The organism is Wolbachia endosymbiont of Cantharis cryptica (assembly GCF_964277405.1).
Taxonomy (GTDB): Bacteria; Pseudomonadota; Alphaproteobacteria; order Rickettsiales; family Anaplasmataceae; genus Wolbachia.
Map to the genome: position 1 here is coordinate 270,669 of NZ_OZ195521.1, position 26,683 is coordinate 297,351.

21 protein-coding genes, 3 tRNA genes and 2 pseudogenes are annotated in these 26,683 nt (G+C 35.5%); 7 read left to right on the forward strand and 19 right to left on the reverse strand.

Translation table 11 applies throughout. The annotated features are described in order from the left end of the window. Nucleotides 1-87: 87 nt before the first annotated feature. Together ACICP6_RS01295 and ACICP6_RS01300 are read left to right on the forward strand one after the other, a co-directional pair. Nucleotides 88-660, forward strand: a complete 573-nt coding sequence (locus tag ACICP6_RS01295; RefSeq protein ID WP_395463309.1) for a thioredoxin family protein — start codon at nt 88-90, stop codon at nt 658-660. 5 nt (nt 661-665) lie between these two features. Further along, nucleotides 666-2,384, forward strand: a complete 1,719-nt coding sequence (locus ACICP6_RS01300; protein WP_395463310.1) for a monovalent cation:proton antiporter-2 (CPA2) family protein — start codon at nt 666-668, stop codon at nt 2,382-2,384. A gap of 337 nt (nt 2,385-2,721) precedes the next feature. Here ACICP6_RS01300 and ACICP6_RS01305 read toward each other — a convergent pair whose 3' ends face one another. The 12 genes from ACICP6_RS01305 to carA all read right to left on the reverse strand — a co-directional run bounded on the left by ACICP6_RS01305 (nt 2,722) and on the right by carA (nt 17,141). Then, entirely contained in the window at nt 2,722-11,247 is an 8,526-nt protein-coding gene (locus tag ACICP6_RS01305) for a DNA-directed RNA polymerase subunit beta/beta' (protein WP_395463311.1), read from the reverse strand. Nucleotides 11,248-11,313: 66 nt separating this feature from the next. After that, complete coding sequence (locus ACICP6_RS01310) at nt 11,314-11,730, reverse strand: bL12 family ribosomal protein (protein ID WP_395463312.1); 417 nt, start codon at nt 11,728-11,730, stop codon at nt 11,314-11,316. A gap of 26 nt (nt 11,731-11,756) precedes the next feature. After that, on the reverse strand, nt 11,757-12,275 hold the full coding sequence (gene rplJ / locus ACICP6_RS01315; RefSeq protein WP_395463313.1) for a 50S ribosomal protein L10: 519 nt from the start codon (nt 12,273-12,275) through the stop codon (nt 11,757-11,759). Nucleotides 12,276-12,287: 12 nt separating this feature from the next. Then, nucleotides 12,288-12,941 (reverse strand): 50S ribosomal protein L1, encoded by a 654-nt coding sequence (gene rplA / locus ACICP6_RS01320; protein ID WP_395463314.1) that lies wholly within the window; start codon nt 12,939-12,941, stop codon nt 12,288-12,290. A 4-nt stretch (nt 12,942-12,945) separates the two neighbouring features. Beyond that, nucleotides 12,946-13,386, reverse strand: a complete 441-nt coding sequence (locus ACICP6_RS01325; protein WP_395463315.1) for a 50S ribosomal protein L11 — start codon at nt 13,384-13,386, stop codon at nt 12,946-12,948. 2 nt (nt 13,387-13,388) lie between these two features. Continuing rightward, on the reverse strand, nt 13,389-14,225 hold the full coding sequence (gene nusG / locus ACICP6_RS01330; RefSeq protein ID WP_395463316.1) for a transcription termination/antitermination protein NusG: 837 nt from the start codon (nt 14,223-14,225) through the stop codon (nt 13,389-13,391). Then, the gene (secE, locus tag ACICP6_RS01335; protein WP_395463317.1) at nt 14,215-14,424 is read right to left on the reverse strand and encodes a preprotein translocase subunit SecE; all 210 of its coding nucleotides are present in this window, start codon (nt 14,422-14,424) and stop codon (nt 14,215-14,217) included. Before secE ends, nusG begins: the two co-directional genes overlap by 11 nt. A gap of 10 nt (nt 14,425-14,434) precedes the next feature. After that, nucleotides 14,435-14,507, reverse strand: a tRNA-Trp gene (locus ACICP6_RS01340). A gap of 14 nt (nt 14,508-14,521) precedes the next feature. Continuing rightward, nucleotides 14,522-15,694 (reverse strand): elongation factor Tu, encoded by a 1,173-nt coding sequence (gene tuf, locus ACICP6_RS01345; RefSeq protein WP_395463318.1) that lies wholly within the window; start codon nt 15,692-15,694, stop codon nt 14,522-14,524. A gap of 79 nt (nt 15,695-15,773) precedes the next feature. Continuing rightward, nucleotides 15,774-15,845: transfer RNA gene (locus ACICP6_RS01350), tRNA-Gly, on the reverse strand. A 4-nt stretch (nt 15,846-15,849) separates the two neighbouring features. After that, nucleotides 15,850-15,931: transfer RNA gene (locus ACICP6_RS01355), tRNA-Tyr, on the reverse strand. A 118-nt stretch (nt 15,932-16,049) separates the two neighbouring features. Continuing rightward, nucleotides 16,050-17,141, reverse strand: coding sequence for a glutamine-hydrolyzing carbamoyl-phosphate synthase small subunit (carA, locus tag ACICP6_RS01360; protein ID WP_395463319.1), 1,092 nt, complete (start codon nt 17,139-17,141; stop codon nt 16,050-16,052). Nucleotides 17,142-17,884: 743 nt separating this feature from the next. On the opposite strand from carA, the gene ACICP6_RS01365 reads away from it, so the two are divergent. Both ACICP6_RS01365 and ACICP6_RS01370 read left to right on the forward strand, forming a co-directional pair. Continuing rightward, entirely contained in the window at nt 17,885-18,379 is a 495-nt protein-coding gene (locus ACICP6_RS01365; RefSeq protein WP_395463320.1) for a hypothetical protein, read from the forward strand. A 265-nt stretch (nt 18,380-18,644) separates the two neighbouring features. Beyond that, nucleotides 18,645-18,890 (forward strand): annotated as a pseudogene (locus ACICP6_RS01370) (IS4 family transposase); the annotation flags it as partial. A gap of 12 nt (nt 18,891-18,902) precedes the next feature. Here the strand turns inward: ACICP6_RS01370 and ACICP6_RS01375 are convergent. Both ACICP6_RS01375 and ACICP6_RS01380 read right to left on the reverse strand, forming a co-directional pair. Beyond that, a complete protein-coding gene (locus ACICP6_RS01375) occupies nt 18,903-19,781 on the reverse strand; it encodes an IS3 family transposase (protein ID WP_395463625.1) in 879 nt (292 codons plus the stop codon). A gap of 14 nt (nt 19,782-19,795) precedes the next feature. Further along, a complete protein-coding gene (locus ACICP6_RS01380; RefSeq protein ID WP_395462617.1) occupies nt 19,796-20,059 on the reverse strand; it encodes a transposase in 264 nt (87 codons plus the stop codon). 76 nt (nt 20,060-20,135) lie between these two features. On the opposite strand from ACICP6_RS01380, the pseudogene ACICP6_RS01385 reads away from it, so the two are divergent. Continuing rightward, nucleotides 20,136-20,322 (forward strand): annotated as a pseudogene (locus tag ACICP6_RS01385) (IS630 family transposase); the annotation flags it as partial. Nucleotides 20,323-20,569: 247 nt separating this feature from the next. On the opposite strand, the gene ACICP6_RS01390 reads toward ACICP6_RS01385, so the two are convergent. Together ACICP6_RS01390 and lipB are read right to left on the reverse strand one after the other, a co-directional pair. Next, on the reverse strand, nt 20,570-21,571 hold the full coding sequence (locus ACICP6_RS01390) for an LD-carboxypeptidase (protein ID WP_395463321.1): 1,002 nt from the start codon (nt 21,569-21,571) through the stop codon (nt 20,570-20,572). After that, the gene (gene lipB, locus ACICP6_RS01395; protein WP_395463322.1) at nt 21,571-22,188 is read right to left on the reverse strand and encodes a lipoyl(octanoyl) transferase LipB; all 618 of its coding nucleotides are present in this window, start codon (nt 22,186-22,188) and stop codon (nt 21,571-21,573) included. The genes ACICP6_RS01390 and lipB overlap by 1 nt, the downstream gene beginning before the upstream one ends. Before the next feature lie 177 nt (nt 22,189-22,365). Between lipB and ACICP6_RS01400 the strand changes: the two genes are divergently transcribed. Then, on the forward strand, nt 22,366-22,731 hold the full coding sequence (locus ACICP6_RS01400) for a hypothetical protein (RefSeq protein ID WP_395463323.1): 366 nt from the start codon (nt 22,366-22,368) through the stop codon (nt 22,729-22,731). A 137-nt stretch (nt 22,732-22,868) separates the two neighbouring features. Further along, nucleotides 22,869-24,047, forward strand: a complete 1,179-nt coding sequence (locus ACICP6_RS01405) for a phage portal protein (protein WP_395463324.1) — start codon at nt 22,869-22,871, stop codon at nt 24,045-24,047. 114 nt (nt 24,048-24,161) lie between these two features. Here the strand turns inward: ACICP6_RS01405 and ACICP6_RS01410 are convergent, their stop codons facing one another. From ACICP6_RS01410 to ACICP6_RS01420, 3 genes are all read right to left on the reverse strand, one after another. Then, nucleotides 24,162-24,659: an invasion associated locus B family protein gene (locus tag ACICP6_RS01410; protein ID WP_395463325.1), complete on the reverse strand. Its 498-nt coding sequence runs from the start codon at nt 24,657-24,659 to the stop codon at nt 24,162-24,164. Continuing rightward, entirely contained in the window at nt 24,652-25,545 is an 894-nt protein-coding gene (locus ACICP6_RS01415) for an RNA polymerase factor sigma-32 (protein WP_395463326.1), read from the reverse strand. The genes ACICP6_RS01410 and ACICP6_RS01415 overlap by 8 nt, the downstream gene beginning before the upstream one ends. Nucleotides 25,546-25,861: 316 nt before the next feature. Continuing rightward, nucleotides 25,862-26,554 carry a P44/Msp2 family outer membrane protein gene (locus ACICP6_RS01420; RefSeq protein WP_395463327.1) on the reverse strand — a complete coding sequence of 231 codons (693 nt, stop codon included), beginning with the start codon at nt 26,552-26,554 and terminating at the stop codon, nt 25,862-25,864. Nucleotides 26,555-26,683: the final 129 nt, after the last annotated feature.

A 26,683-nucleotide genomic window follows, 5' to 3' on the forward strand; every position in this document is an offset into this window, starting at 1 on the left:
GAATATGCAAACAGTATACACAGGAACTATTTGACATTTAAGTAATAAGATAATAAATTATATGTGGTACATAATTCTCTGTAAGCTATGGTTGCACTGAATACTCCTAAAGTAGATTTTAACTTCACTGCAAAGGACTTCAATCTTTTGGGGGTAGATAACAAATACTATACATTAAGTGACTGCTGTGGAAAAAATGGTCTTATTATAATGTTTATATGCAATCACTGTCCTTATGTTCAATCAATTATTAGTAATCTGGTAAGCGATGTTGATTTATTAAAAAAAGATTATCAGGTAAATACTGTTGCAATAATGCCAAATGATGTAAATGAATACCAAGAAGATTCCTTTGAAAATATGATTAATTTTGCCAAGAAAAATAAGTTTACATTTCCATATTTGATTGATAATACACAGAAAGTAACTGAAGAGTACGGTGCTGTTTGTACTCCCGACTTTTTTGGCTTTAATGCTGGTTTAAATCTCTGCTATCGTGGACGTTTTAACGATGCAAAAAAAGAAAAAGTTCAAAACTACAAAATAGGAAGTAGTGATTTGTTCCAGGCTATGAAATTTATTGCAGAAACTGGCAATTCTCCAGCTGACCAAAAATCAAGTATTGGTTGCTCAATTAAATGGTCTAATTCTACAGGTTAAATATCATGCACAGCAGCTCTCAGCATTTGTTTGATATTATAATTTTACTTTCCGCTGCTGTGTTTATAGTCATAGCGTTTTGGAAAATGAATATCAGCCCAGTACTCGGTTACTTCGTTGCAGGCGCATTGATTGGTTCTCATGGATTTAATCTGATACATTCAGCTGAAGTAATGGATAATTTTGCAGAATTTGGCGTAGTTTTTCTATTATTCATTATAGGTCTTGAATTGACATTTGAACGCCTTATCGCCATGCGTATTCATGTATTTGGGTTTGGTTCTCTTCAAGTTATAGTTACTATGGTAGCAATATGGTGCATCGCCCTTGCTTTTGGGGTGAATACAAATATAGCGGTAATTATTGGTGGTGGGCTTGCATTATCCTCAACAGCAATAGTATTGCAGGTTCTGCAGGAAAAAGGTTCTCAAGCAAGTCAGGTTGGTAGGTTGTCGATAGCAGTACTATTAATGCAGGATTTTGCAGTGGTACCGTTGATAGTATTAGTGCCCCTACTTACTGGCAATTCTGAGAACAGTCTGATAAGCTCATTGGCGGGTTCATTAGTGCAAGCAGCTATTGCATTAGTGCTGATATTTATAACTGGTAGGTTGTTGCTTAGGCCTTTATTTTCGGTTATTGCTAAAATGGAAAGTAATGAGGTCTTTATATCAACGACACTCTTAATAATATTAGGAGCAGCATTTATTACTGAGCAATTTCATTTATCGATGGCACTAGGCGCATTTGTTGCTGGATTATTAGTTGCAGAAACAGAACATAGACACTCGGTAGAACACGCAGTATTACCGTTTAAAGATTTGTTTCTTGGCTTATTTTTCATGACTGTTGGTATGTCTATCGATACCGAACTCTTACTCAATAAGTTACCACTAATTACTTTATTGTCGATCATCCTTATCGTTTTAAAAACATCTATCATATACATATTGTGTAGATTTTTTGGGTTTAAGAGTGCACCTGCCATACAAGCTGGGTTGCTGCTTGCACAAGGCGGTGAATTTGCATTTATTCTATTTCGCTTAGCAGATGAGCTAGACGTACTACCAAGTGAAATCGCTCAAGTACTTATGATGGTAACTACAGTAACTATGGCTTTCACTCCTCTTTTATCAGGACTTGGAGATTGGATAGCAAATTCATTTAGCACTGAGAAAGTAATACTAGATGATGAAGCTGTTGAGACAGATACACAAGATCTTTATAACCATGTAATAGTTGCTGGATTTGGTAGGGTGGGATATATGGTAACAAAAATGCTTACTGCAGAGCATTTAAGTTACGTTGTTGTAGATATTCAATCAAAAATAGTCAAGGAGGGAAAAAGTGACAGTTTTCCTATATATCTTGGAGATGCTACAAGATATGAAATTTTAAAATCAGTAGGAATAGAAAGAGCTCAAGCTCTCGTGATCTCAATCAAGAACGAAGTTACTATAAAGAAAATTGTTTCTCTAGTTGCAACAAATTTTCCGCATGTGAATATTATAATACGCTTACCAGATCTAAGTAATGTAGAGGTTTATAAAAATCTAGGGGCTAGTAAAATTATTCCTGAAACATCTGAAATAGGGTTGCAGTTAGGTGGAGCAGCATTGAGCTTAAGTGGAATTAGCGAAAGTGGAGTTTCATCTTTAAAGAGTAAATTTAGGAAAGGTAATTATAGTATGATAAAGGATATTAGCAGTGATATGGATGAATGATTATTTCTGCAACTTTCTTCCTGTTATCCCAATTTGTGACCAGAAAAAGTCTCAATGTCAGTCACTTGGGTGATGTTCGTTTTTGTCTATAGCTATATATATTACACCATTATACTCTGGGACCATACAAAAATCTGCACGCACGATTCTTGCGGGTAGGTTATAGAAATAAAACTCAATCAAGAGGACTCTATGACTTCTACCGAACAAAGTATGCTACTTTTAATCTAAACAAAACACCAAGAACTGTGGAAGAAATATGCTATTTTAATTTATGGAAAATTATTGTTTACTCCTGTGCAATTAGAGACCATAAATTGCTTTAGCTATATTACACTCAATTTGGCTGATCATAATGTGATGCTACTACACTTTCTTTCTCACCAGAATGTGAGTGACAACTATTACCCCTTAACAATTTCTCGTCATAAGTTTCAATATCAAAATATTTCTCATATTTATCTATATCATCGCGAAGTGAAAGTGCTCTGATCTTGCTCATAATCAAACCTGTACCAGCAGGAATTAATCTTCCTACTATAACATTTTCTTTTAATCCACTTAAAGGGTCTTCCTTTCCACAGAATGCTGCTTCTGTCAGCACTTTTGTTGTCTCTTGGAAAGAGGCAGCAGAAATAAAGGAGTTAGTTTCAAGACTTGCTCTAGTAATACCCTGCAAGATAGGAAGATAATTAGCAGGCCGCTTACCGGAGTTATTCATAGCATTATTTTCTCTATCAACTTCCAGCTTATCAATATTTTCGCCAACCAAGTACATAGTATCACCAGGATCAGTAATTTCTACTTTTTGCAACATTTGTTTTAATATCACCTCTAAATGCTTGTTGTCTATACGAACACCCTGCAATCTGTAAACTTGTTGTATTTCAGAAATCATATAGTGCGCTAAAGCTTCTAACCCAAGTACACGCAAAATATCATGAAGATCAGGGTCACCATCCATCAACAGATCACCTTTACGCACAAAATCACCCTCATTGACTATTACGTGCTTGCTTCTTGATACCAGATATTCAATTGGAGAAACCTGTTCATCCACAGGTTTAATTAATATACTACGTTTTCCTCTCCGATCTTTCTCAGAAAACGCTACATGACCATCTATTTCACTAACAATAGCATGCTCCCTAGGACGTCGTGCTTCAAACAACTCTATAACTCTCGGTAAACCACCAGTAATATCACGAGTTTTAACTGACTCCCTTGGTGTTCTTGTAATAACGTCACCTGCATGAACCTTCTGGCCATCTTGTACATTGAGTACTGCACCGATTGGTATGAAATAACATGCTTCAACGCCACTTGCGAGTGTCATCACTTCACCATTATCGTCAAGTAGCACTATACGAGGACGTAAATTAGCTCCACCAGAGTGCAATTTCCAATCTTTTACTACTTTGCTTGATATTCCAGTAGATTCATCCATCACTTCAGTGATTGAAATCCCATCTTTTAAATCTTGATAAGATACTGTACCAGTCTTTTCCGTAATAATAGGCAATGTATAAGGATCCCATTCTGCTACTTTATCACCAATTTTCACTGGCTCACCTTCACCTACATGAAGTTTAGCACCATAAGGTACACTGTGCCTTAACTTTTCACTACCAAGACTATCAACCAGTACAACTTCACAAGAACGGCTTATCACAATTTTATTCCCGTTTTTGTCTATAATTATGTTACTATTGTTTAGTTTTATTTTAGCATTAATAGAAGCAATAATATTTGAGGATTCAACACCTCTTGTCATTACTCCCCCTATATGGAAAGTACGCATAGTTAACTGAGTACCTGGTTCCCCAACAGATTGAGCAGCTATTACACCGACTGCTTCACCTATTGAAACAACTTTACCAGCTGCAAGATCTCTTCCATAACACAGAGAGCATACACCAGGGCTCATTCCACAAGTTAAAGGTGATCTAATTTTTACAGCATCAAGTCCTGCAATATTGATTTGCTTTACTTTATCCTCATCAATTAATTCCCCTGCATTCACCAATAATTCTTTTGTTACTGGATTATATATATCATTTGCAGCTGTTCTACCTAGTACAACACTCTCTAAAGATGCAACGATAGTACTACCCTCAACTGTAGCCCTGACAACAAGACCGTCTTTTGTTTTACAGTCATGCTTCGTAACTATGCAGTTTTGAGATACATCAACTAAACGACGAGTTAAGTATCCCGAATTTGCAGTTTTAAGTGCAGTGTCAGCCAGACCTTTACGCGCACCATGAGTAGAATTGAAATACTCAAACACGTTTAACCCTTCACGGAAGTTAGAAATTATAGGCGTTTCTATAATTTCACCAGAAGGTTTAGTCATGAGCCCTCGCATTCCTGCTAGTTGTTTCATCTGTGAAGTAGAACCTCTCGCCCCAGAGCTCATCATCATATATACTGAGTTATACTTACTATTAGCGTTATATACAGATATTGCCTTTAACATATCATTAGCTATCATGTCTGTACATTTAGACCATTCGTCTATAACCTTGTTATACCTTTCACTTCTAGTGATTAGTCCATCCTGATATTGTATAGAAAATTTCTTAATTTCACCCCTTGCGTGATCAACATGCATAGCTTTAGTTTCAGGTATAACCAAATCACAACGACCAAAAGAGGCCCCAGAAAACGTGGCATACTCGAAGCCTAATACCATTAATCTATCAGAAAATTCCACTGTGGCACTTTGACCGCAATTACGATATACTAAATCAACTATATTAGTCACTTCTTTAACTGTTAATACCTGATTTATTAGATCAAAGCTCAAATTTTCATGTTTAGGGAAAATCTGCCATAACACTAAACGACCAGGAGTTGTACAAACAGTTTTATAGTAAGTCTCGCCATCTCCATTAATATGTTCCATCCTATATTTTATACTAGAATGGATATGTAAAATACCATCACTTAAGGAATGCTCAATTTCACAAAAAGCACCAAAAGATGGTAAATCCTCTTTTTTATCAATTGGTTCCTGCAAAGTTAGGTAGTATATACCAAGTACTATATCTTTGCTAGGAACTATAATCGGTCTACCATTAGAAGGACTTAAAACATTGTTAGTTGACATCATCAACACTCTAGCTTCAAGCTGAGCTTCTAACGAAATAGGTACGTGCACTGCCATTTGATCACCATCAAAATCAGCGTTAAATGCTGTGCAAACAAGCGGATGAAGTTGTATTGCTTTGCCTTCAATAAGGATTGGTTCAAAAGCCTGGATACCAAGTCTATGTAGAGTAGGTGCTCTATTTAGCAAAACAGGATGCTCTTTTATTACCTCTTCAAGCATATCCCAAACTTCTGGTTTTTCTGCTCTTATCAGTTTACTAGCAAACTTAATAGTTGGAGCCATACCATACATCTTAAGCTTTGAGTAAACGAAAGGCTTGAATAGTTCAAGAGCCATTCTTTTTGGTAATCCACACTGATTTAATTTCAGAGTTGGACCAACAACTATTACGGAACGTCCAGAGTAGTCCACCCTCTTTCCTAAGAGGTTCTGGCGAAAACGGCCTTGTTTTCCCTTTAGCATATCGCTAATAGATTTTTTATATCCAACAGCACCAGCTTTATTTGCCAGAGCATTACGACGGCTATTATCAAAAAGAGAATCAACTGCTTCTTGTAACATCCTTTTTTCGTTGCGAATCATAATTTCAGGAGGATTTAAACTTAATAGTTTCCTCAATCTATTATTCCTATTGATAATAGTCCTATAATGATGATTCAGATCAGAAACTGCAGGACGACCACTTTCAAGCGATACTAAAGGACGCAAATCAGGTGGTAAGATAGGTATAGTAGTAAGTATCATCCACTCAGGTCTATTTCCAGATTTTATAAAGTTTTCAATAATACGCAATCTCTTTATAATTTTCTTTCTTCTTATTTCTGAAGTAACAGACTCTAACTCCAGCCTTAAATTCTTTCTAGTTTCATGTAAATCAAGACGAGTTAGCAATTCTCTTATAGCTTCAACACCTTGCATAGCTACAAAGCTATCAATTCCATAGCTATCTTTAGCTTCATTGTAGGCTTTTTCACTGATAATCTCACCTTTTTCAAAAGGAGCAACAAGAGGATCTATTACAATATAATTATCACTATATAAAATATTCTCAATATCTCTGAGAGATATATCTAATAATGCTCCAATCCTTGAAGGAAGTGACTTCAAAAACCATATATGAGCAACAGGAGACGCAAGCTCTATATGACCCATCCTTTCTCTTCTTACTTTAGAAGATGTAACTTCCACTCCGCACTTTTCACATATGCGACCTCTGTGTCTTCTTTTTTTGTATTTTCCACATAAACACTCGTCATCATTGACAGGGCCAAAGATCTTAGGGCAAAATAATCCACCTTTCTCAACTTTGAATGTACGATAATTTGCAGTTGAGACGTCTTTTATTTCACCATAAGACATAGATTTAATACTTTCAGGACTAGCAACCGATATGCTAATCTTATCAAAGGACTGTGCAATATTAGTGTGAGATATATTTTCAATAACTACATCGTTTTGCTTTAAAGCTACGTTTAAACATAAAGAACGTAGCTCTTTTATCATCACATTAAAAGATTCAGGAGTTCCACATTCAAAATTACTGTCACCTTTTATTATCGATTCATAAATCTTAATCCTACCATTAATGTCATCAGACTTCACAGTTAACATTTCCTGTAAAGTATAGGCAGCACCATAGGCTTGCAATGCCCAACATTCCATTTCACCAAAACGCTGACCACCAAAATGGGATTTCCCTCCGAGAGGTTGCTGAGTAACCAAACTATAAGGTCCTACTGAACGCGCATGAATTTTATCATCAACCAAATGGTGCAATTTAAGCATGTACATATAACCAACCGTAACCTTACGGTCAAATTTTTCACCAGTGCAACCGTCATACAATACAGTTTGTCCAGAGTTATCCAAACCAGCAAGTGCAAAGGATTTTGTTATTTGCTCATCTTTTGGACCTTCAAATACAGGTGCAGCAACAGGAACGCCATCACGTAATTTATGTGCAAACTCAATTAAGTTATTGTCACTAATATCACGAATATTATTGCAGATAGATACGTCACTATCACAGCTATAAACCTCAACAAGGAAGTTACGTAAATTGTCGTACGCGCTTTTACAAGAGTTTAAATAATTTTCCACTAGCGCGTTTAGTTCATCATTTAATGCATCTTTATTAGATATATTAAAAATAGAAGCTGTTATTTCGTCATCACTAACTTCTTCAATTTTTTTATTATCAAGATACGCTGCTACAAATTCTGCAAAGTTATCATCGCCAAGGGATCTAACTTCCTTACAGAAAGTACTTTTAATCTTATTGATTTTATCAAGGATGTTACCTATTTTTTCTCCTAATTTTTTGCAAGCCCAACCTACATGAGTTTCCAGTATTTGCCCCACATTCATTCTTGATGGAACACCAAGAGGGTTAAGGATAATATCAACAGGAGTACCGTCTTCCAAATAAGGCATATCTTCCACTGGTACAACTCGAGAAATCACACCTTTGTTTCCATGTCTACCGGCCATTTTATCCCCTGGCTGTAGACTATGCTTCACAGCAATGAAAACTTTTACTGACATCGACACACCTTGAGGTAGGTCATAACCTTCGTCTAATTTTTCTATTTTTTGCTTAAACTGTGTTATTGCATTTAATACTTTCTCATCAAAATCTTTCTTTAAGCTCTTAACTTGTTCAGAAATAGATCGACTTTTTAATCCTATACCCCACCATTGTTCACGTTCAATAGCATCAAGTTTTTCTTGATCTTGAGAGCAAGAATGAACGAGAAGCTTTTTTAGTTCGTCATAGAAATATTCACTAGTAACATTGATTATATAATCTCGCTCTTTTTTTAAGTCATCCATTTCTTTTTGCTTAATAAGCAATGCCCTTTCGTTTTCTTCAACCCCCCTGCGTGTAAAGACCTGTACATTAATCACTATTCCTTCGATATCCGGAGATGTATATAAAGAAGAATCCGCGCAATCAAATGACTTTTCACCAAAAATCGTCATTAACAATTTTGTTTCAGGAGGTAATGAAAGAGAAGGTTTAGGTGTAACTTTACCTACCAGAATATAGCCTGGACCTACCCTTGTACCAGCTTTTACTATACCACTATCATCCAAGTGATATAAATTTTCTTCATTAACACCAGGTATAGCACGAGTTATTTTTTCTGATCCTAAAGGAGTATCATGCACAACACATTCGAATTCTTCTATATGGATAGAAGTAAATAGATCTTTTTTAACAACTTCACTGGAAATAATAATAGAGTCTTCAAAATTATAACCTTGCCAAGACATAAAAGCGACCAGCAAATTTTTACCAAGTGCTAGCTCACCACTATTAATTGCAGGGCCATCAGCTATTACATCACCCTCTTTAACATAATCACCTACACGTACCAGCGGTCTTTGATTAATACAAGTATTATGGTTAGAACGTTGAAATTTCTTTAAATGATAAATATCCACACCCAAGTAGTTAACCCTTTCTTCATCAAAAGCACGTATAACTATAGAGTTACTATCAGAGCTATCAACTATGCCATCGCGTTTTGCCAAAACTACAGCACCAGAACCAGAAGCTACAAAAGACTCCATACCAGTTGCAACCAGAGGAGCAGTAGGCTTTAATAAAGGTACAGCTTGACGTTGCATGTTTGAACCCATTAATGCTCTATTGGCATCATCATTTTCTAAAAATGGTATTAAAGAGGCTGCAACTGATATTACCTGTTTAGGGGATACGTCAATGTAACTCACTTGATCACTACTTACCATGACGAAACTACCGCCATATCTGCAATATAACATGTCATCGACAAAACAGTTACTTTTATCAAGCTTTACACTGGTATCAGCTATATAATATGAACCTTCATCTATCGCAGATAGATATTCAATTTGATCAGTGACAACCCTATTAACTACTTTTCTATAAGGGCTTTCAATAAAACCATATTTATTAACGCGTGCGTATATAGCTAAACTGTTGATTAACCCTATATTTTGCCCTTCAGGAGTTTCAATAGGGCAAATTCTTCCATAATGAGTTGGATGAACATCACGTACTTCAAACCCTGCACGATCTCTCGTTAAACCGCCAGGACCTAATGCTGAGAGCCTTCTTTTATGCGTTATTTCAGATAATGGATTAGTTTGATCCATAAACTGAGATAATTGAGAAGAATTGAAGAAATCTCTTAAGACATTAGTTAACACTTTTGGATTAATAAAATCGGATGGAGAAACTTTATCTAAACTAGAAGTAGACATAGAATCAATTATTGCACGTTCTAATTTTAACAACCCAGATCTAAACTGATTTTCTATAAACTCTCCAACTGACCTTACTCTTCTATTCCCCAAGTGATCAATGTCATCCACAGATCCTTGACCGTCACGTAATAATACTATTTTTCTTACAATTTCAATAATATCTTCATGCGTTAAAACAGTTAAGTCCTCGTCATAGTTTAACCCAAGGTAAGAGTTAAGTTTCAATCTACCAATGTTAGACAGGTCATAATACTCAGGATTGAAGAAAAGATTATGAAAAAACTCCTCTACTATCTCTAAAACAGGAACTTCGCCAGGACGCAAGACTCTATATATTTCATACAGCGCATCCTGATAAGATATGTTCTCACCTAGGAAAAGTGTATTTAATATATAAGGCCCAACAGACAAATTATCGATGTTTAATACTGATATTTTATCTGTAGATAATAACTCAAGCTTTTTTACGTCTTCCACCTTTATAGGCTCACCAGCAGATAAAATTTTCGTAGAGCTAGCACTATCTATTAAATCTTTTGCGAGAAATAAGCCACATATAGAATCAAAAGGCACTAGATACTCTTTCAATCCATCGTCATGTAGCTTTTTAGCTAATCTTGAGGTAATACGAACGTTAGCCTTAAGCAGCACATTACCTTCAACATCCGTTAAATCAAAAGGTAGCCTAACCCCCTTAAATTTGTCAGGAGTGAAAGGTACTTTCCAACCATCCCTATATTTTACATACTTTATCTTTTCATAAAATCTATTGAGTATGTCATTATTTGATAGGCCCAATGCTTTTAATAAAACTGAGATTGGTAATTTTCTTTTCCTATCAATACGAAAGTATAAATGGTCTTTAACATCAAATTCAATGTCAAGCCAAGAACCTCTATAGGGAATAATTCTAGCAGAATAGATTAGTTTACCGGAATTATAAGTTTTTCCCTTATCGCTATCAAAAAATACACCAGGGGACCTATGCATTTGTGAAACGATGACTTTTTCTACACCATTAATGATGAAAGTGCCTTTATCGGTCATTAGCGGCAACTCACAAAAGTGAACTTCCTGTTCCCCTATAAATTTTACAACGGTTGCAAGTTTAGAATGATCTCCACTCTCTTTAATCGATTTATATTCATCAAGAGAAATACCATCCTGCATAATAACAAGACGTATAGAGGCAATCACTCGAGCAGAAAAAGTTATGCCGCGCTTTACACACTCAGACTCATCATACTTAGGATTATCTATCCTACAACTTATAAACTCAATAGTAGCCCTGTGCAAAGGATCATTTACTGGAAAGACTGAATGAAAAATAGATTCAAGTCTTTCATTACCATTATTTCCAGGAGTAAATGACTTGTATGACTCTTTTTGAACTTTAACCAAATCCAATAAAGAATCTTTTAAATCAATCGACCTAGAATAAGAAACCCTAGGGATAAAAGCACCAGAAGCACACATATAAGAAGAATCAACCATTAAAATACCTCAAACTAACTAAAAGAGCTATATCAATATAAAATTAATATATTAAATATAAACATCCTATTCGAGTTCCACTTTGGTTGCACCCGCTTCAATGAGTAGCTTCTTTATTTCTTCTGCTCTATCTCTAGGAATGTCAATATCAATCACGCATTTAGGCGAGGATTCAACTAATTCTTTTGCTTCTTTTAAGCCTAATTGGCAATCAAATTCAGAATAAATCTCTCTGACCGTTTTAATAATCAGCATTTTTTTTCCTGTATCAAATTCTTGAATTCTAACTCTGCATTCAGTTTTCTTTTGAACAGCAGAACCACCATCCTCACCATCAGGAGGTGGGTTATTACCAGCAGCTCCACCAATATAAGAACCAGCAGGTAACCCTATTTTTTCTTCTAGAACTTTTACAAGTTCAGAGGCCTCTAATAGATTTAAAGATAATATTTTATCAACCAAATCGTTTGTTACATTACTCATAATTACTACCTTACTTAACAACAAATTTACTTTTCAGAACTATAATGATCCAACACTCTCATAAGCCTCATAGAAAGTGAGTTAATAGATAACGCTAACCGAGCAGGGATATTATAAGATATTAAACGCATAATTTTAATACGCAACTCATCCAGAGAAGGCAATTTAGCTAGTTTGTTAACATCCTCCACTGTGAGCACTTGATTTAAATGAGCTGCGCAAATCACAGACATTTTTTCTTTATTAGCATTAATGAAATCAACTATTAGCTTTGCAGCCTCTACTATACCACTAGAGTATATAATAGCAACAGGACCAGAAAACTTGCCTGATAAATAAGAAAATCTGCCAGTTTTTTCCAAAGCCAAGCGAGCTAGAGTGTTTTTAACTACTAATATACCACCCGTCACAGACTTTAGGCTATTCCTGAGGATTAATGAATCATTGGCATTTATGGATTTAAAATTTACCAGTATTAAGAAATCATTATTTACAAACACGTTTATTATGTTCTGTATAAACTCATCCTTACTTTCACGCTTCACGGTATTACTCCCTTAAATTATATCTTCCACTTTGTTTATCTTATAAGCTTTGCCCATAGTTGAATTTAAAAAGACACTCTTAAAGTACACTCCTTTTACAGAAATAGGTTTATTATTTTTAATTACTTTAAGAAAGGCTTTCAAATTTTCTAGCAAATCATCAACGCTAAACTTGATGTTTCCTAATTTACTGTGAATAATACCATTTTTATCCGTCCTAAATTTTATTTGACCAGACTTAATGGTTTTAATAGCTTCTGCAACATTAGAAGTCACAGTGCCAAATTTAGGATTAGGCATCAATCCTTTAGCACCTAACACTTTTGCAATAGGAGTGACTTTTGCTATAAAATCAGGAGTAGTAATACACCAATCAACATCCAGCTTTCTACCCTTTTTTATCTCTTCAACTAAATCCTCTCCTCCCACAATATAAGCACCAGCTTTTTCAGCTTCTGATAAATGCTTATCTTGAGCAAAAACAGCTACTTTAATATCCTTCCCGATACCTTTAGGCAAGACTACTGTACCACGCACCTGCTCCTCAGATTTATGTGAATCTACGCCTAAATTGACTGCAACATCAATTGATTCATTAAACTTTGCTGAAGCAGACTTAATAATCTTTTCTAAACATTGTTTAGGATTATCATTATATGTAATCATGTGCCTAACCTTCTATAACTTCTATACCCATAGACTTAGCAGTACCTATAACCATTTTCACTGCTGAATCTTCATTATCCACTTTCATGTCAACCATTTTATACCTTGCTATCTTAATTATAGCAGACATAGGCAATTTAGCCACCAATTCTTTACCTGGATTACTAGAACTTTTGCTCAATTTAGCCTCCTGCTTAAGTAAGTAAGTCACAGGTGGGCCACTAACAGTAAAATCGTGAGAGCGATCATCCTTTATAGAAATCCGCACTGTTACTAAATCACCCACTTTATAGTTAGCATTAGCTGCGCTAGTCACTTTATTAAAAGCCTCGCAGAACTTAGGAACAGGTATACCACGTGGACCAAGCACTGAAGCAATTTTTGGCCCGGGAACTGCTTTCCCCGCTTCCATTAGTAAGTTAATCTTGGCAATTATAACACTCATAATTAATCCTCTATTTTCTCTACCTGAGCTAGATCTAACTCTATTATTGTTGGCTTACCTAGAATCGACACTTCTACATTAACAATTTTTTTCTCATCATTAATCATATCTACCTTACCAGTAAAGTTTTGAAAGAGACCATCGTTAATTTTCACTTTTTCACCCTTTTCATAACCATGACTTAGCTTTTTCGTCTCTTGAGCATCATAAAGCGCATTACACATTGAGTGAATCTCATCATCCGAAATCACTTTTGGCACATTACCATTTTTTAAGAATCCATAGACTTTAAGAGACTTTGGTATATTATTGACAAAATTTAATACTCCATCACACAAATTCACGTATAAAAAGACATAGCCAGGAAAGCATTTCCTTCGTGTAGCAACTTTTTTAGATCTTAATTCCACTTCACTTGGCTCTTCATACGGGATAAAAACTTCCTTAAAATAATCATTAACTCCCAATCTTATAGAATTTTCTAATACGTGTTGGCACACTTTCTCTTCATAATTGGAAGCAACTCTCAAGATATACCACTTGTATTTATTGAATTCCCTGCGCTTTAATTCTATCTCATCATCTGAAACTATTTTGAAATTGCTAGATTCACCACTGCAAACCCCGGGTATTTGACTCAAAATATTCCTACTCTCATCGCATAGATGCATGCATACATACACTTCATATAACTCTTTTGTATCAAATTTTGGATTACATACCGTTTGATAAGGAATAAATACTTCCTTAAAGTAGACAGCATTGCTTACCAATTCACGGATATGCCCCTCATATCCATGATCAACTTTAATGATGTACCATTTATATTCATATGCCATAAACAATTCCAAATAAAGCCTTAATTGCGTAAAGAGATATAAAATCTACAAAACAAAAGAAAACCGAAAAGCATAATATAACAACTATTACAATAAATAGAGATGATAACACTTCCTGCTTCTTCACCCAGGCAATTCTTCGTATTTCTTGCTTTATATCACAAAAAAAACCACTCAAACTTTTTAACATTTCCATCACAATATTAATGCAGGAGCGATAGGAATTGAACCTACAACCTCTGGTTTTGGAGACCAGCGCTCTACCAATTGAGCTACACTCCTATGACTCAAACTTTCTACTCTAAAATTTCAGAAATAACACCAGAACCAACAGTCCTACCGCCTTCTCTTATCGCAAAACGCAATCCCTTATCCATCGCTACCGATACTTGCAATTCTACTTCTATACTTACATTATCTCCAGGCATTACCATCTCTTTTCCGTCCAGCAATTTTATACTTCCCGTTACATCCGTGGTCCTAAAATAAAACTGTGGCTGGTAATTCACAAAAAATGGCGTATGCCTCCCTCCTTCTTCTTTCTTTAATATGTAGACCTCCGCCTTAAATTTCTTGTGCGGCGTTATTGTCCCTGGCTTTGCTAATACTTGCCCTCTCTCCACTTCTTCTCTTTTTGTTCCTCTTAGCAATATCCCTACATTGAGTCCTGCACTTCCCTTATCTAGCAACTTCTTAAACATCTCAACACCAGTACATATCGTCTTCTGCGTCGCTTTCAGACCTATCATCTCTATCTCATCACCCGCCTTTATTTCTCCCTTCTCTATTCTTCCTGTTATTACCGTTCCACGCCCCGATATTGAAAATACATCCTCAATTGGCAGTAAAAATGGTAAATCCACAGGCCTTGGTGGAATTGGCACATACCCGTCCAACTTTTTCATCAACTTATCTATTGATTTCTTACCATATTCGCTATCCTCATCTTCCAGCGCCTTCAATGCTGAACCCACAATAACTGGCACATCATCACCTGGATACCCGTATTTACTTAGCAACTCTCTAATTTCCATCTCAACCAAACCTATCATATCATGATCAGCTACATCAGCTTTATTTATATACACCACGATATATCCAACACCAACTTGCTTAGCAAGCAATATATGCTCTCTCGTTTGCGGCATTGGCCCGTCAACTCCAGACACTACCAATATTGCCGCATCCATCTGCGCTGCACCTACTATCATGTTTTTTACATAATCAGCATGTCCAGGACAATCAACATGCGCATAATGCTTTTCTTCCGTTTCATACTCAACATGCGCTGTTGCTATCGTTATTCCTCTTTTCCTTTCTTCTGGTGCCTTATCTATTTGATCATACGCTACAAAACTCCCATAATACTTCGTTATCGCCGCCGTCAATGTTGTCTTTCCATGGTCAACATGCCCTATTGTTCCCACGTTTATGTGCGGCTTACCAAATGCTTCTACTATTTGTGTCATAATTTAAACTTTTCTACCTAAAATACAAATACATCAATAAATAATATGTTGATTTTATAAAAATACAACAAAAAAAAAGAGCGGATAGTGGGATTCGAACCCACTCCACTAGCTTGGAAGGCTAGAGCTCTACCAATTAAGCTATACCCGCACAATGGAGGAGGTAGGATTCGAACCTACGTACGCAATGCGGACAGATTTACAGTCTGTTACCTTTAACCACTCGGTCACTCCTCCACAAAATTTGTTAAGAGAGTACTATTCTAGTATCTTAACTTAAGCTTTTACTATATATTATTTAATACTAAATGCCTAAAACTAAAAAATCAAGCAATAAAACCTTGTTTGACTAAGATTAGGCGGACTTCATTTTATATAACTCAATATTGTTAATAAAGTGCCTAAATAGATAATGTGAATCGTGCGTACCTGGCGCTTCTTCTGGGTGGTATTGCACAGAAAAGACTGGGTAATTCTTCATCATTATTCCCTCTACACTATTATCAAATAGAGAAATATGAGTAACTTCAACGTTACTTGGTAGAGAAGATGAATCAACAACAAAGCCATGATTTTGGCTGGTGATCTCAACTTTTCCGCTATTTACATTATAAACTGGATGGTTGCTTCCTCGGTGACCAACATTCATCTTGATGGTTTTTGCCCCCAAAGTAATCGCAAGTAATTGATGACCCATGCATATGCCAAAAACTGGTATTTTAGACTTTACAATAACATCTATTTCTGGAACTACACTCTCCCCTATTTCTTGCGGATCACCAGGACCATTTGAAAACACTATACCATCTGGACCCATGCTTAATATTTTTTGAGCAAAACCTCTATCTGGCTTGATTAATTCAATTGCACAACCAAGTTCTATTAAGCGCGAAACTATACTAGCCTTTGCACCGAAATCAACCACCACAACTTTATATTTTGCATTAAGATCGTTTTTAAAATTATTATTTAAACTGACTTTATTGATTATATCTATTCCATTTATAGGTTTGTATTTCTTCAATTCATCCAACGCATGCATCTCGCTCGATGAGCATATCATTCCATTTTGAAATCCATGTTTTCTCAAATGTCTCGTCAAGGCTCTAGTATCAATTCCTGATATCCCAACTACATTATTCCTCTCTAACCAATCATTTAAACTAATATATGAAGAATGATGAGACACAGGAGAAAGTTCACGCATAATCACACCACTTGCAAAAATTCTCTCACCTTCATTATCCTTGTAGTTTATTCCGACATTACCAACATGAGGAAAAGTGAATGTTATAATCTGATCAGCAAAAGAAGGGTCAGTTATAGTGTGCTGATAACCAGTCATACCAGTGGTAAAACAGATTTCACCTATGCACTTGCCTTTTTTACCTATTGATTTTCCCAAAAAGCACTTACCATCTTGTAAAACTAAAACCGCATCCTGCACTCAATTCTCTCTAACTGATTCAAAACAGTATATAAGGATTTCAAATAATACGTAACTCTTTCTAAAATTGTAAACTTAACCACGAATCGGCAAAGAATAATATAAAAAAACTTTTCCCTCAATGTAAAGATTACTTGACAAACTCCGCCAATCCTCTTATCATGCTAGTGGAGTTATTCATTTAGCTTCAATCTGTGCAGATTAAAACGACAAAAAAGTATTATAATTGGCGTCTTATATTCGATTTTTTGCACTATGTGCACCCTATGTCTTCACAACATTTTTAGGTTTTTACCTATAAAAGCTGAAACGGGCTTATAAAGCGTTTAAGACAGTAGAGAACGCCAGTTTGCAGGATTAGAGAGTAAGCACTATCTAACACGGGACTTTTTTGCCTTTTTTTCTGCTTAGAAAATTTTTTAGACATTTATAGCTCAAGATTAATTGCGTTAAAAAGCAGCTAAGTCGCGGTTATTAAACGTTTAAAACATAAAAAAACGCCAATGTTTTTAAATAGATGTTGACCGGGTTTCCTTTTGCCTTTTCTTCCCATTTGGTAAATTTCTTAATGTTTGTAGCTAAAGTAATTTATAGCCTTTCACATAAATGAAGTAAGATGCGTGTTTATGGCTGTTGTAAATTGCAGTTGAATTGTTGTAGAAAGAGCTATAAAACATATTGTTGACTACCTTCACATTTTGTATTAAACATGAATAAATTATTAAGTGAAGTGGAGGGTTACAATGCATACTAATGAGAATCAACCTAAAAAAATAAATGAGAAGTGGTTAGCTATAGGAGCTGGATCGCTATTGTTTATAATGATGCTACCGTCAATTCTTCTTTTAGCAAAAATAGCTATAGGGCTAATTATGGTCCCGGTTGCAGCAATAGCGATAAAAATTGCCTCAAAAACAATATCAAATGTTTTAGAGGATAAACAGGCAGATCAAAATCAAGCAACGCAACAAACAACACAAAGTAAAATTATAAACCTAGCTATTGGACTAATATCTATATTTGCAGGCGGGCTATCACTGCTCATCATAGCACAAACTGGTTTAACTGCAGCATGTGCAGCTGTAGCTGCTTTAGTTCTATACGAGTGTTTTGAAGGAAAAATAGGTGGAAATATAAAAGACAAATTCGATGAAATAGCTAAAACTACAACTAACTGTATTGTTAGTAACATAAAAAAACTTATTCCACCACAAAACCGCCAGGACATAACAGTCTAAACTTCAGTTGACTTTGTGTATGTTTATTAAACAGGTTACATTGCTAATCTGTATTTCTCGTACTACTATAAATTGGCTATGTAAGAGCTTTATTCGTAACCGTTCACGCAATGGCGTCAACTTAAGGAAAAATGTTAGTGATTGTGTATAAAATTTCTCTCTAAAATTTTTACCATTAAATTATCCAAAAACTCCAAGAAACAGCACTTTTGTTTCTATTTTATTTCAACAAAGAAGTTTAAAATGTGTCCTTTTTAGGTGATACATGCAGAAAGGAAAGAATCTTATTTTACGGATTAAAAATACAATATACTTGAAAACTTTTCAGAAAATCCATTGTGTTGAAAAAAACAGTTTCACACGAACAAGAAAACTTCCTTTTCCGACAGTATTTTCTATGATTTTAAAGTTAATTAAAAAAAGTTTAGGGATAGAATGTGAGCTTATGGATCCATTAAGTTCCACCTTCAAAACAAGCCTGACCTTACCCAGAAAAAGTAGAGAGGAAGTTAAGCCATTTTTATTATGAAAATGATGAATCAAATTTCTCAGGAATGCAATAATTAATAGTAGAATGTCTACGCTGTTTGTTATAAAAAATTTCTATGTACTCAAATATAGCAGTTCTAGTTTGCTGAGCAGAGTGTTGCGAAGTATCAATAAGAAGCTCCCGTTTGAGTGAGCTGAAAAAGCTTTCAACAACAGAGTTGTCATAACAACAGCCTGTGTGACTCATGCTGGAAATGATGTTTTTTGTGTTCAGCAAAAACTGATAATTTTTAGAGGTATATTGTGAACCTTGATCACTATGAAATAGCAGATCTTTGGCTGGTTTGCGCTTATCAACAGCCATCAATAAAGCATCTATAACTAATCGCTTAGTTATTGTACTACTCATTGACCAGCCAACTACCATACGTGAATATAGATCAATTATTGCTGCCAAATATAGCCATCCATCCTTAGTTTTTATGTATGTAATATCAGTTACCCATACTTTATTTGGCTGACTAGTAGTAAAGTTTTGGTCCAATATATTGGGAGTTATAACCCTATTGTCAGTCTGCTGTTTTTTGCTTTTGAATCTTCGCCTCAGTCTAGCTTGAATACCATTTTTTTGCATGATATCCTGCACTGTTTTGATGTTGCAATTTTTACCTAAAGCCTTTAGTTCAGCATGAATCTTAGGTGCCCCATATCTACAATTAGATGCTTGGTATATTTTTTGAATGTCTGCTAGAAGCTGCTCCCTTGTTAATTCTTTGCTGCTTTTCTTCTTACTAGTCCATTTGTAGTAGCCGCTAGCAGATACTTTCAAAATCCTGCATAACTCCTGTACTTTATAGTAGTTTCCATGCTTTTTGATAAATAAATATTTTACTCTTTGTGACTTGCAAAATATCCCAGGGCTTTTTTTTAAATGTCTCTTTCTCTAGTAACTCTTGTTAGTTCTTTCTTTAATTCAAACTTTTCTTTATCACATGGTGCCAACTTTCCCTTACCAGGAAATGCTTCTTCTATTGATCCTTTTTCGTTATATTTTTTTATCCAGTCACTTAGTGTACTGTTATCTATTCCTAAATCTTTAGCTATTTTGCTTGCTGACTGCCCCGTTTCCTTTACCAACTTTATTGCCTCTAATTTAAATTCCACTGTGTAATTTTTTCTGTTCTTTACCATAATAAGCCCTCATAATCATGTTTTATTTTACTTCAAAAATGGCTTAACTTCCTCTCTACTTTTTCTGGGTAAGGTCATTATATACCTACCACCATACTCACCTGACTGTTGAGAGGTTTTGGTTATATATAAAACAGAACGTTTTGCGCAATAAAATCTACGATACAATTGCTCTGCTTGAGAGCGCTTTGTGTAAATTTATTGCCTCTCTTTCTCACTCCGCAATTAAAAAACTCTGTAATGCTGCTTATTTGATTCACTAGTAATGAGAATTGGTATCAGCATAGATTCCGCTAACGAGTAGCGGAATGACGAATTTGTTGTTTTTCAAATTGTAGGTAAACCTAAGCCACTTTAGCTATAGACAAATGGGTGCATTATAATATTTGCAGTGGGTGAGAAGCAGTACCTCCAGGGTTGCAGCTATACGAACATTGTGATCTTGGCCTATAGCTAAGCTGCGTGCGGCGCTAACGAGTAACGGTTGTCGGTAAACCTAAGTCAGTTTAGCTATAGTACAGAATCCGTAAGCCTAACATTCTGCACATCCATAAAAAACAAACCTTCTTTCTCGTCTTGAACGCTAATAATAGAGTGAGTGTTAAGAGGTAAAGGGTCATTTATATGTCCATGGCCTATTCCTTGAACTGTAAACACTGGAAAGTTTACGCTTTTTGCAAATCTCTCTTTTACAACTTCAACAAGATTATCATTACCGGAGTTAACAAAGTTTCCAAAAATTACTGCATGTACTTCATTGAAAATATGAGCTTGTTTTAGGTGATCTAAACTGCGCTCGATTGCATATGGGTAGACCCTTGTATCTTCTAAAAATAAAATTTTCCCTTTTGCATTCACTTGCCAAGCAGTTCCTATACTATTTTCAACTAGAGTCATATTACCACCAACGATTTTGGATTCTAACCTGCCACTTTTTAGTTTAGTACCATTGTTAATTATTTTTAAGTTATCAAATCTAATAGAACTCCGCTGACCTAGAATTAGTCCTTTTAATTTTTCAACAGAACTTTCAGAAACGGAGTTATTTACTGTCATTTCCAACATGGTACCGTGAAGAGTTTGCCAATCGTATTTGACTTGTAGATAGATGTGCAAAGCAGTTATATCGCTGTAGCCTATAAAAATTTTCTTGTTTTTATTTTGAGCAATTCTTTCTTTTTTATCATTGGGCAATTTTTCTAAGTAAGGAATTAACCGAGAAGCCCCTTCTCCTCCTCTAATGCACCAAATTATTCTGCTATCATCGGTTAGGGCGCTAATCAAATCATTTGCTCTAAATTCATCAGAGTTAGAGTAGAATGGATTATCATTGCTGTATATTTTCTCCGAAATATGGGGATTAAAATCTAAAGCTTCTACATATTCTTTCATGGCAGTCAGATCTGATTCTTTTCCCTTGGAGGAAGGAGCAATGACATCAACTTGGTCGATTGCATGAGTGCCTGTATTAGCACATAAAGTGAGAATGAAATAGAAAAGGTAAATGATCATTAAAATATCTTATAAAACTCTTTTTTTAGTATATCGTCCAATTCAGAAAGTGAAGCTTCAACTCTTAATTCTTTCATTGATGTAACACCATAATCTTTCAGCCCGCAAGGAATAATACCCTTATAGTGAGAGAGATCTGGAAAGACGTTAAGCGCTATGCCATGATAAGTTACCCATTTTCTTAAGCGAATGCCAAAAGCTGCTATTTTTTCTTCTACTCCATTATTGTTCACCCAAATGCCTATTCTATCTTCTTTGAATTCTCCAAGTATATTAAAGTGTTTTAAAACATTTATTATCCAATTACTTAGGTCTCTAATATATAGCTTTATATCACATTTATTTCTTTTTTTGAGGTTTAGCATTAAATATATAATGCGCTGCCCTGGACCGTGATATGTGTGTTTGCCACCCCTACCTGTCTTATATATAGGAAATAGTTTTTCAACAATGTCGTCATCTGCTGCACCGGTCCCTGCAGTATAAAGTGGAGGGTGCTGGAGTAGCCATACCAATTCATCAGATGAATTATTATAAATTTGTCGAACTTTCTCTTCCATGAATTTTACAGCATAGTTATAATCAATAAGCTGATCAGATATTAGCCATTCTGTCATGTTTAATTTTTTCCCCCCTTATTCTGTAGAATAAACTTAAGTGCGTGCTATTGTCGCATTTTATATATCACTTTCTTAACTTTTATACAAAGTATTAAAAATACTAAAAAGAGCATATCGATTCATTTAATAATAATGGTGTAGAATGTTAATTTGTTGATTAACATAGGAGGTAATATGCCTAATAACAAAAATGGCAAGAAAGAAGCACCTGCAATTACATCAATAGATCAAGCTTCTGTTGAAAATATCCTTGCACCTGAGCCACCAAAAGGACCTGTTGAACTTAGACGCTCCCAACAACCAGTTGACCACCGTCCAACTTCTGATGAGGGAGAACCTTATACAGAGCCTCAGGATGCTATTAACAGGGAGCCACCTAGAGAAACGAGGCGTCATGGCAAATATCTTGGTCCTGGTTCTAATGACAGTGTGCTACCTAGAGAGACGAGGCGTCATGGCAAGTACCTTGATCGTGAACCTGATTCTAAATTTTCCTCCGTTTTACAAACTGAGCGCTCATTCCCCGAGCATCAGAAATAAATAAAATAATAACATAGAGTTTTTTTAAGTGGTGTCTAACTCAATGACACCACTTTCACTTTCTTAAATACAGAATTTCAAATCAAATACATTTCCAGTTTTAATGATTTTTATTTTCCAACAAACAAGAGGCAAACATGAATTTCAATATTTTTCAAAGAAGAAAAATACATAAATATTCTGCTCTGCAGCTCATAATGGAGCCAAGTTGGAGTGAGCGTAATTATGTAAGTTTTGCTGAGGAAGGTTACGTCAAAAATGTTATTGCCTTTCGAGCAATCAATATGATTGCAAATGCTGCATCTTCAGTACCTTTTATTCTCTATCGGCTTACTGAGCAGGGAAAGTCACAACTAAAAGTCCATCCATTATTAAAGTTACTTTATTCTCCTAACCCAATAACATCAAAATCAGAATTTGTTGAAGGAATTGTAACTTATCGATTAATTAGCGGTAATGCTTATGTGCTAATGATTGAGTCGAATAGGAAACCACCAACAGAGCTTTATCTTCTGCGCCCAGATAGGGTTGAGATTGTTCCTGGAAGAAATAACGTTCCTTATACATATCGCTATACTGTGAATAATAACAGTTATGACTTTAAAGTTAATAAGCTAACTGGACGTTCAGCAGTGTTGCATCTTAAAACCTTCAACCCTTTGAGTGATTGGTATGGACTGTCACCAATTGAAGCAGCCGCATATAGTATAGATCAGCATAATCAGGCGGGTGCTTGGAATCAAGCGATGTTGCAAAATGGGGCAAGACCAAGTGGTGCAATAGTTGTGAAATCAGCGAAAGATGGGAGTGGCGGAAATTTAAGTCAAGAGCAATACCAACGCTTGAAAGAGCAGATAAATGATCATTATTCAGGTCCCGTCAACGCTGGAAGACCGATATTGCTTGAAGGAGGATTGGAGTGGAAGGAAATGAGTCTATCACCAAGGGATATGGATTTTATTGAGTCCAAACACAGCTCAGCTCGTGATATTGCCCTGGCTTTTGGTGTTCCACCGCAGTTGCTTGGCATACCAGGTGATAATACTTACAGCAATTTAGTTGAAGCGCGCTTGTCCCTATGGGAACAAACGGTTTTACCAACGCTAGAAAATATTGTCCGTCACCTGAATTCTTGGCTAACACCAAAATTTGGCGAGGATCTATGTTTGTCATACGACAAAGATGCAATAGAAATTCTCATGGAAAAGAGGCAAAAATTGTCGAAATACGTAGAAAATGCAAGCTTCATGACACTCAATGAAAAAAGGGAAGCGTTTGGCCTGCCACCATTACCGGGTGGCGATCAGTTAGATTGAAAGCTTGGAATTTATTGCTGAACATATTGGAATTGTCAATAGGCGTTTTATATTTATGTCAAATTATATTAATATGCTAGGGGTAAGTTATGAACATAACACAGCAAAGATAGTTTACTTTGTGTGGCACAAATGATGCATTTTTTGATATGCTTTTTGAAAACCCAATAGGGAATAAGTATCATCAATAGTTGCTGTTTTTATTTTTCCATTCACTACCATTGATAATCCTTGCTTCATTTTTAGAATGAGATCTTGATCTGTTTTTGTATGCTCTGCCCACGCAAAATTTCCCTGTATTATGGGCAACGTATATTTAATTTTTTTATCAATATTGAGAGTTACAGGCTCTTTATCATATTGAAAATCAGAAGTGACGCTGATCTCATCTGCCTTTTTATCAACATAACTGACCATTACATATGGCTTGCGATTGGTTGTATAATGCTCGCTTTTTTTCTTAGGGTAAGATACGATGTAACACACTTTCTCTCCATCTTCCAATGCAGTATATACAAGCCAATCTTTGTATTTTTCCTTCAATTGAACATTACTAACCGATGCAAAAGCACCTATTGAAAAAAATATTAGAAATACGAAAAAACTACGCATGCAAACCAAATTTCAAACTTTCCGATTGTATATATTGTTTTACCTTACTCATCGCTTGTTCAGCTAGCTGCCTTATTCTTTCTCTTGAAACACAATATTTTTTACTCAGCTCATCTAGAGTTTGAGTATTCTCAGACAAATATCTGCTAATAAAAATGTCTCTTGCCCTTTCGTTGAGGTTTGCTAGCGCGTTGTTTAAAATTGTTTCTTTTAATTCTTTCTCTTCATGATTCTGATAGGTTACTTCTTGACTGACCGAGTTACACGGGATCATATCTTGTAGCTCCTTTTTAGAGTCATCACCTATTTTTATGCAATTATTTAGCGACTGATCCTTACAAGCTAAACGGTAATTCATCTGTACAACGTCTCCTTCGGATACAGAAAGCTCATTGGATATTGCTTTTATTTCTTCATTACTTAAAGTTTCTCTGTTTGTATATTGTAAAATTCTCTTTTTTATTTTACGCAAACTAAAAAATAATCTCCTTTGTGCTTGCGTTGTGCCTATTTTTACAAATGACCAAGATTTCAATATGAAGTCCTTTATTGAAGCTTTAATCCACCATACCGCATAAGTTGAAAAGCGAAACCCTAAATCAGGATTAAACTTTTTCACTGCATGCATTAAACCCATATTTCCTTCCATGATCAGGTCCATTAGCAATAGTCCATAATTTTTGAACTTCATTGCAATTTTCACTACCAAATTCAAATGGCTGGTAATTAATTTATGAGCAGAAGAAATATCCTTGTAGTCATTCCAATTTTTTGCTAGTTGTACTTCTTCCTCTTGAGACAACATAGGAAACTTTTGCACTTTAGCAACATATTGCATAAGATTAGTGCTACTATTAATACATAGGCTCACCGTTGGGACTAACATAACAACTTCATTAAAACTCTATGCATATAATATATTGATTTTCTAGCAAAAATTCAAGCTTTAATTTTAAGAAAGCACAAACCTACTGTATATCTCTAAATTTCTTAGATATCTTGACGCTGGCTGCTAGCACGTAACATACAACTGCACAAATATTATAGCTTAAAGCAGCCCACATAGCAAATAGTGCCATTCCAGTGCTTGGCACTGGAATCCACATTTCTTTTTTCTAGATCCCAGTGTCACACACTGGGATGACAAGAAAGAACCACCAGGATGACAAGCAAAAGTCACTGGGAGGTGATAGGAGAGCAGACTAGAAATTAAACGCCACTCCAGCTTCTACACCAACAGTACTGTAAAGAACTTTATATGCGTCTTTAGTAACTGCATTGTTCGCATCTTTTTTATCGAATTTAGCACCATAAGCACCGAAATAACGACCTCCAGCAACAAGATCGATACCTGTAGTTAAAGGATAGCTAACACCAGCTTTTGCTTGATAAGCAAAACCGAATCCATGCTTTTGATCCGCAACAATTTTTTCTTTTGCAGGATTGCTGATATACGCTACACCAACACCAACACCAACATATGGAATAACAGACATATCTGCGATTTGTACATCGTAATGAACGTTAACCAGCCCCGAAATTACTGATAACTTATCTGCAACACTTGGTGTAAATATTGCATCTGTAACGGTATTCTTGTCTAGTTGCGAATAGCCCCCCTCAAACTCAACTCTGACGCCATCCATTCTGCAACCAAATGCACCACTACCAGCTATAAAGGATGCTTTCAAAGGATCTTGAGCTTCAGTGTCCTTTTTGTAGTCAATACCAGCAATGCTTGTCTTAATAGGTAAAAATTCACCGTTGTATTGCGCACGAAAATAGTAACTGGTTTCTTCATCATCTATTGGACCAATAGGGTCTGAAAAAGCAGAGTGTGATAAACTTAGCAACGTTACTAAAGCGGTTGCTGAAAAAAACTTTTTATAATGCATAATTGTCCTCGTTAAAAAAATTAAAATTCCACTTTAGCAATTTAAGCAAAAACTAAAGTTAAGTCAAGTACTAACTTAAATAACATAAAATATTTGACATTTAAACTAATTTTTAGGGGAAGGTAAAGA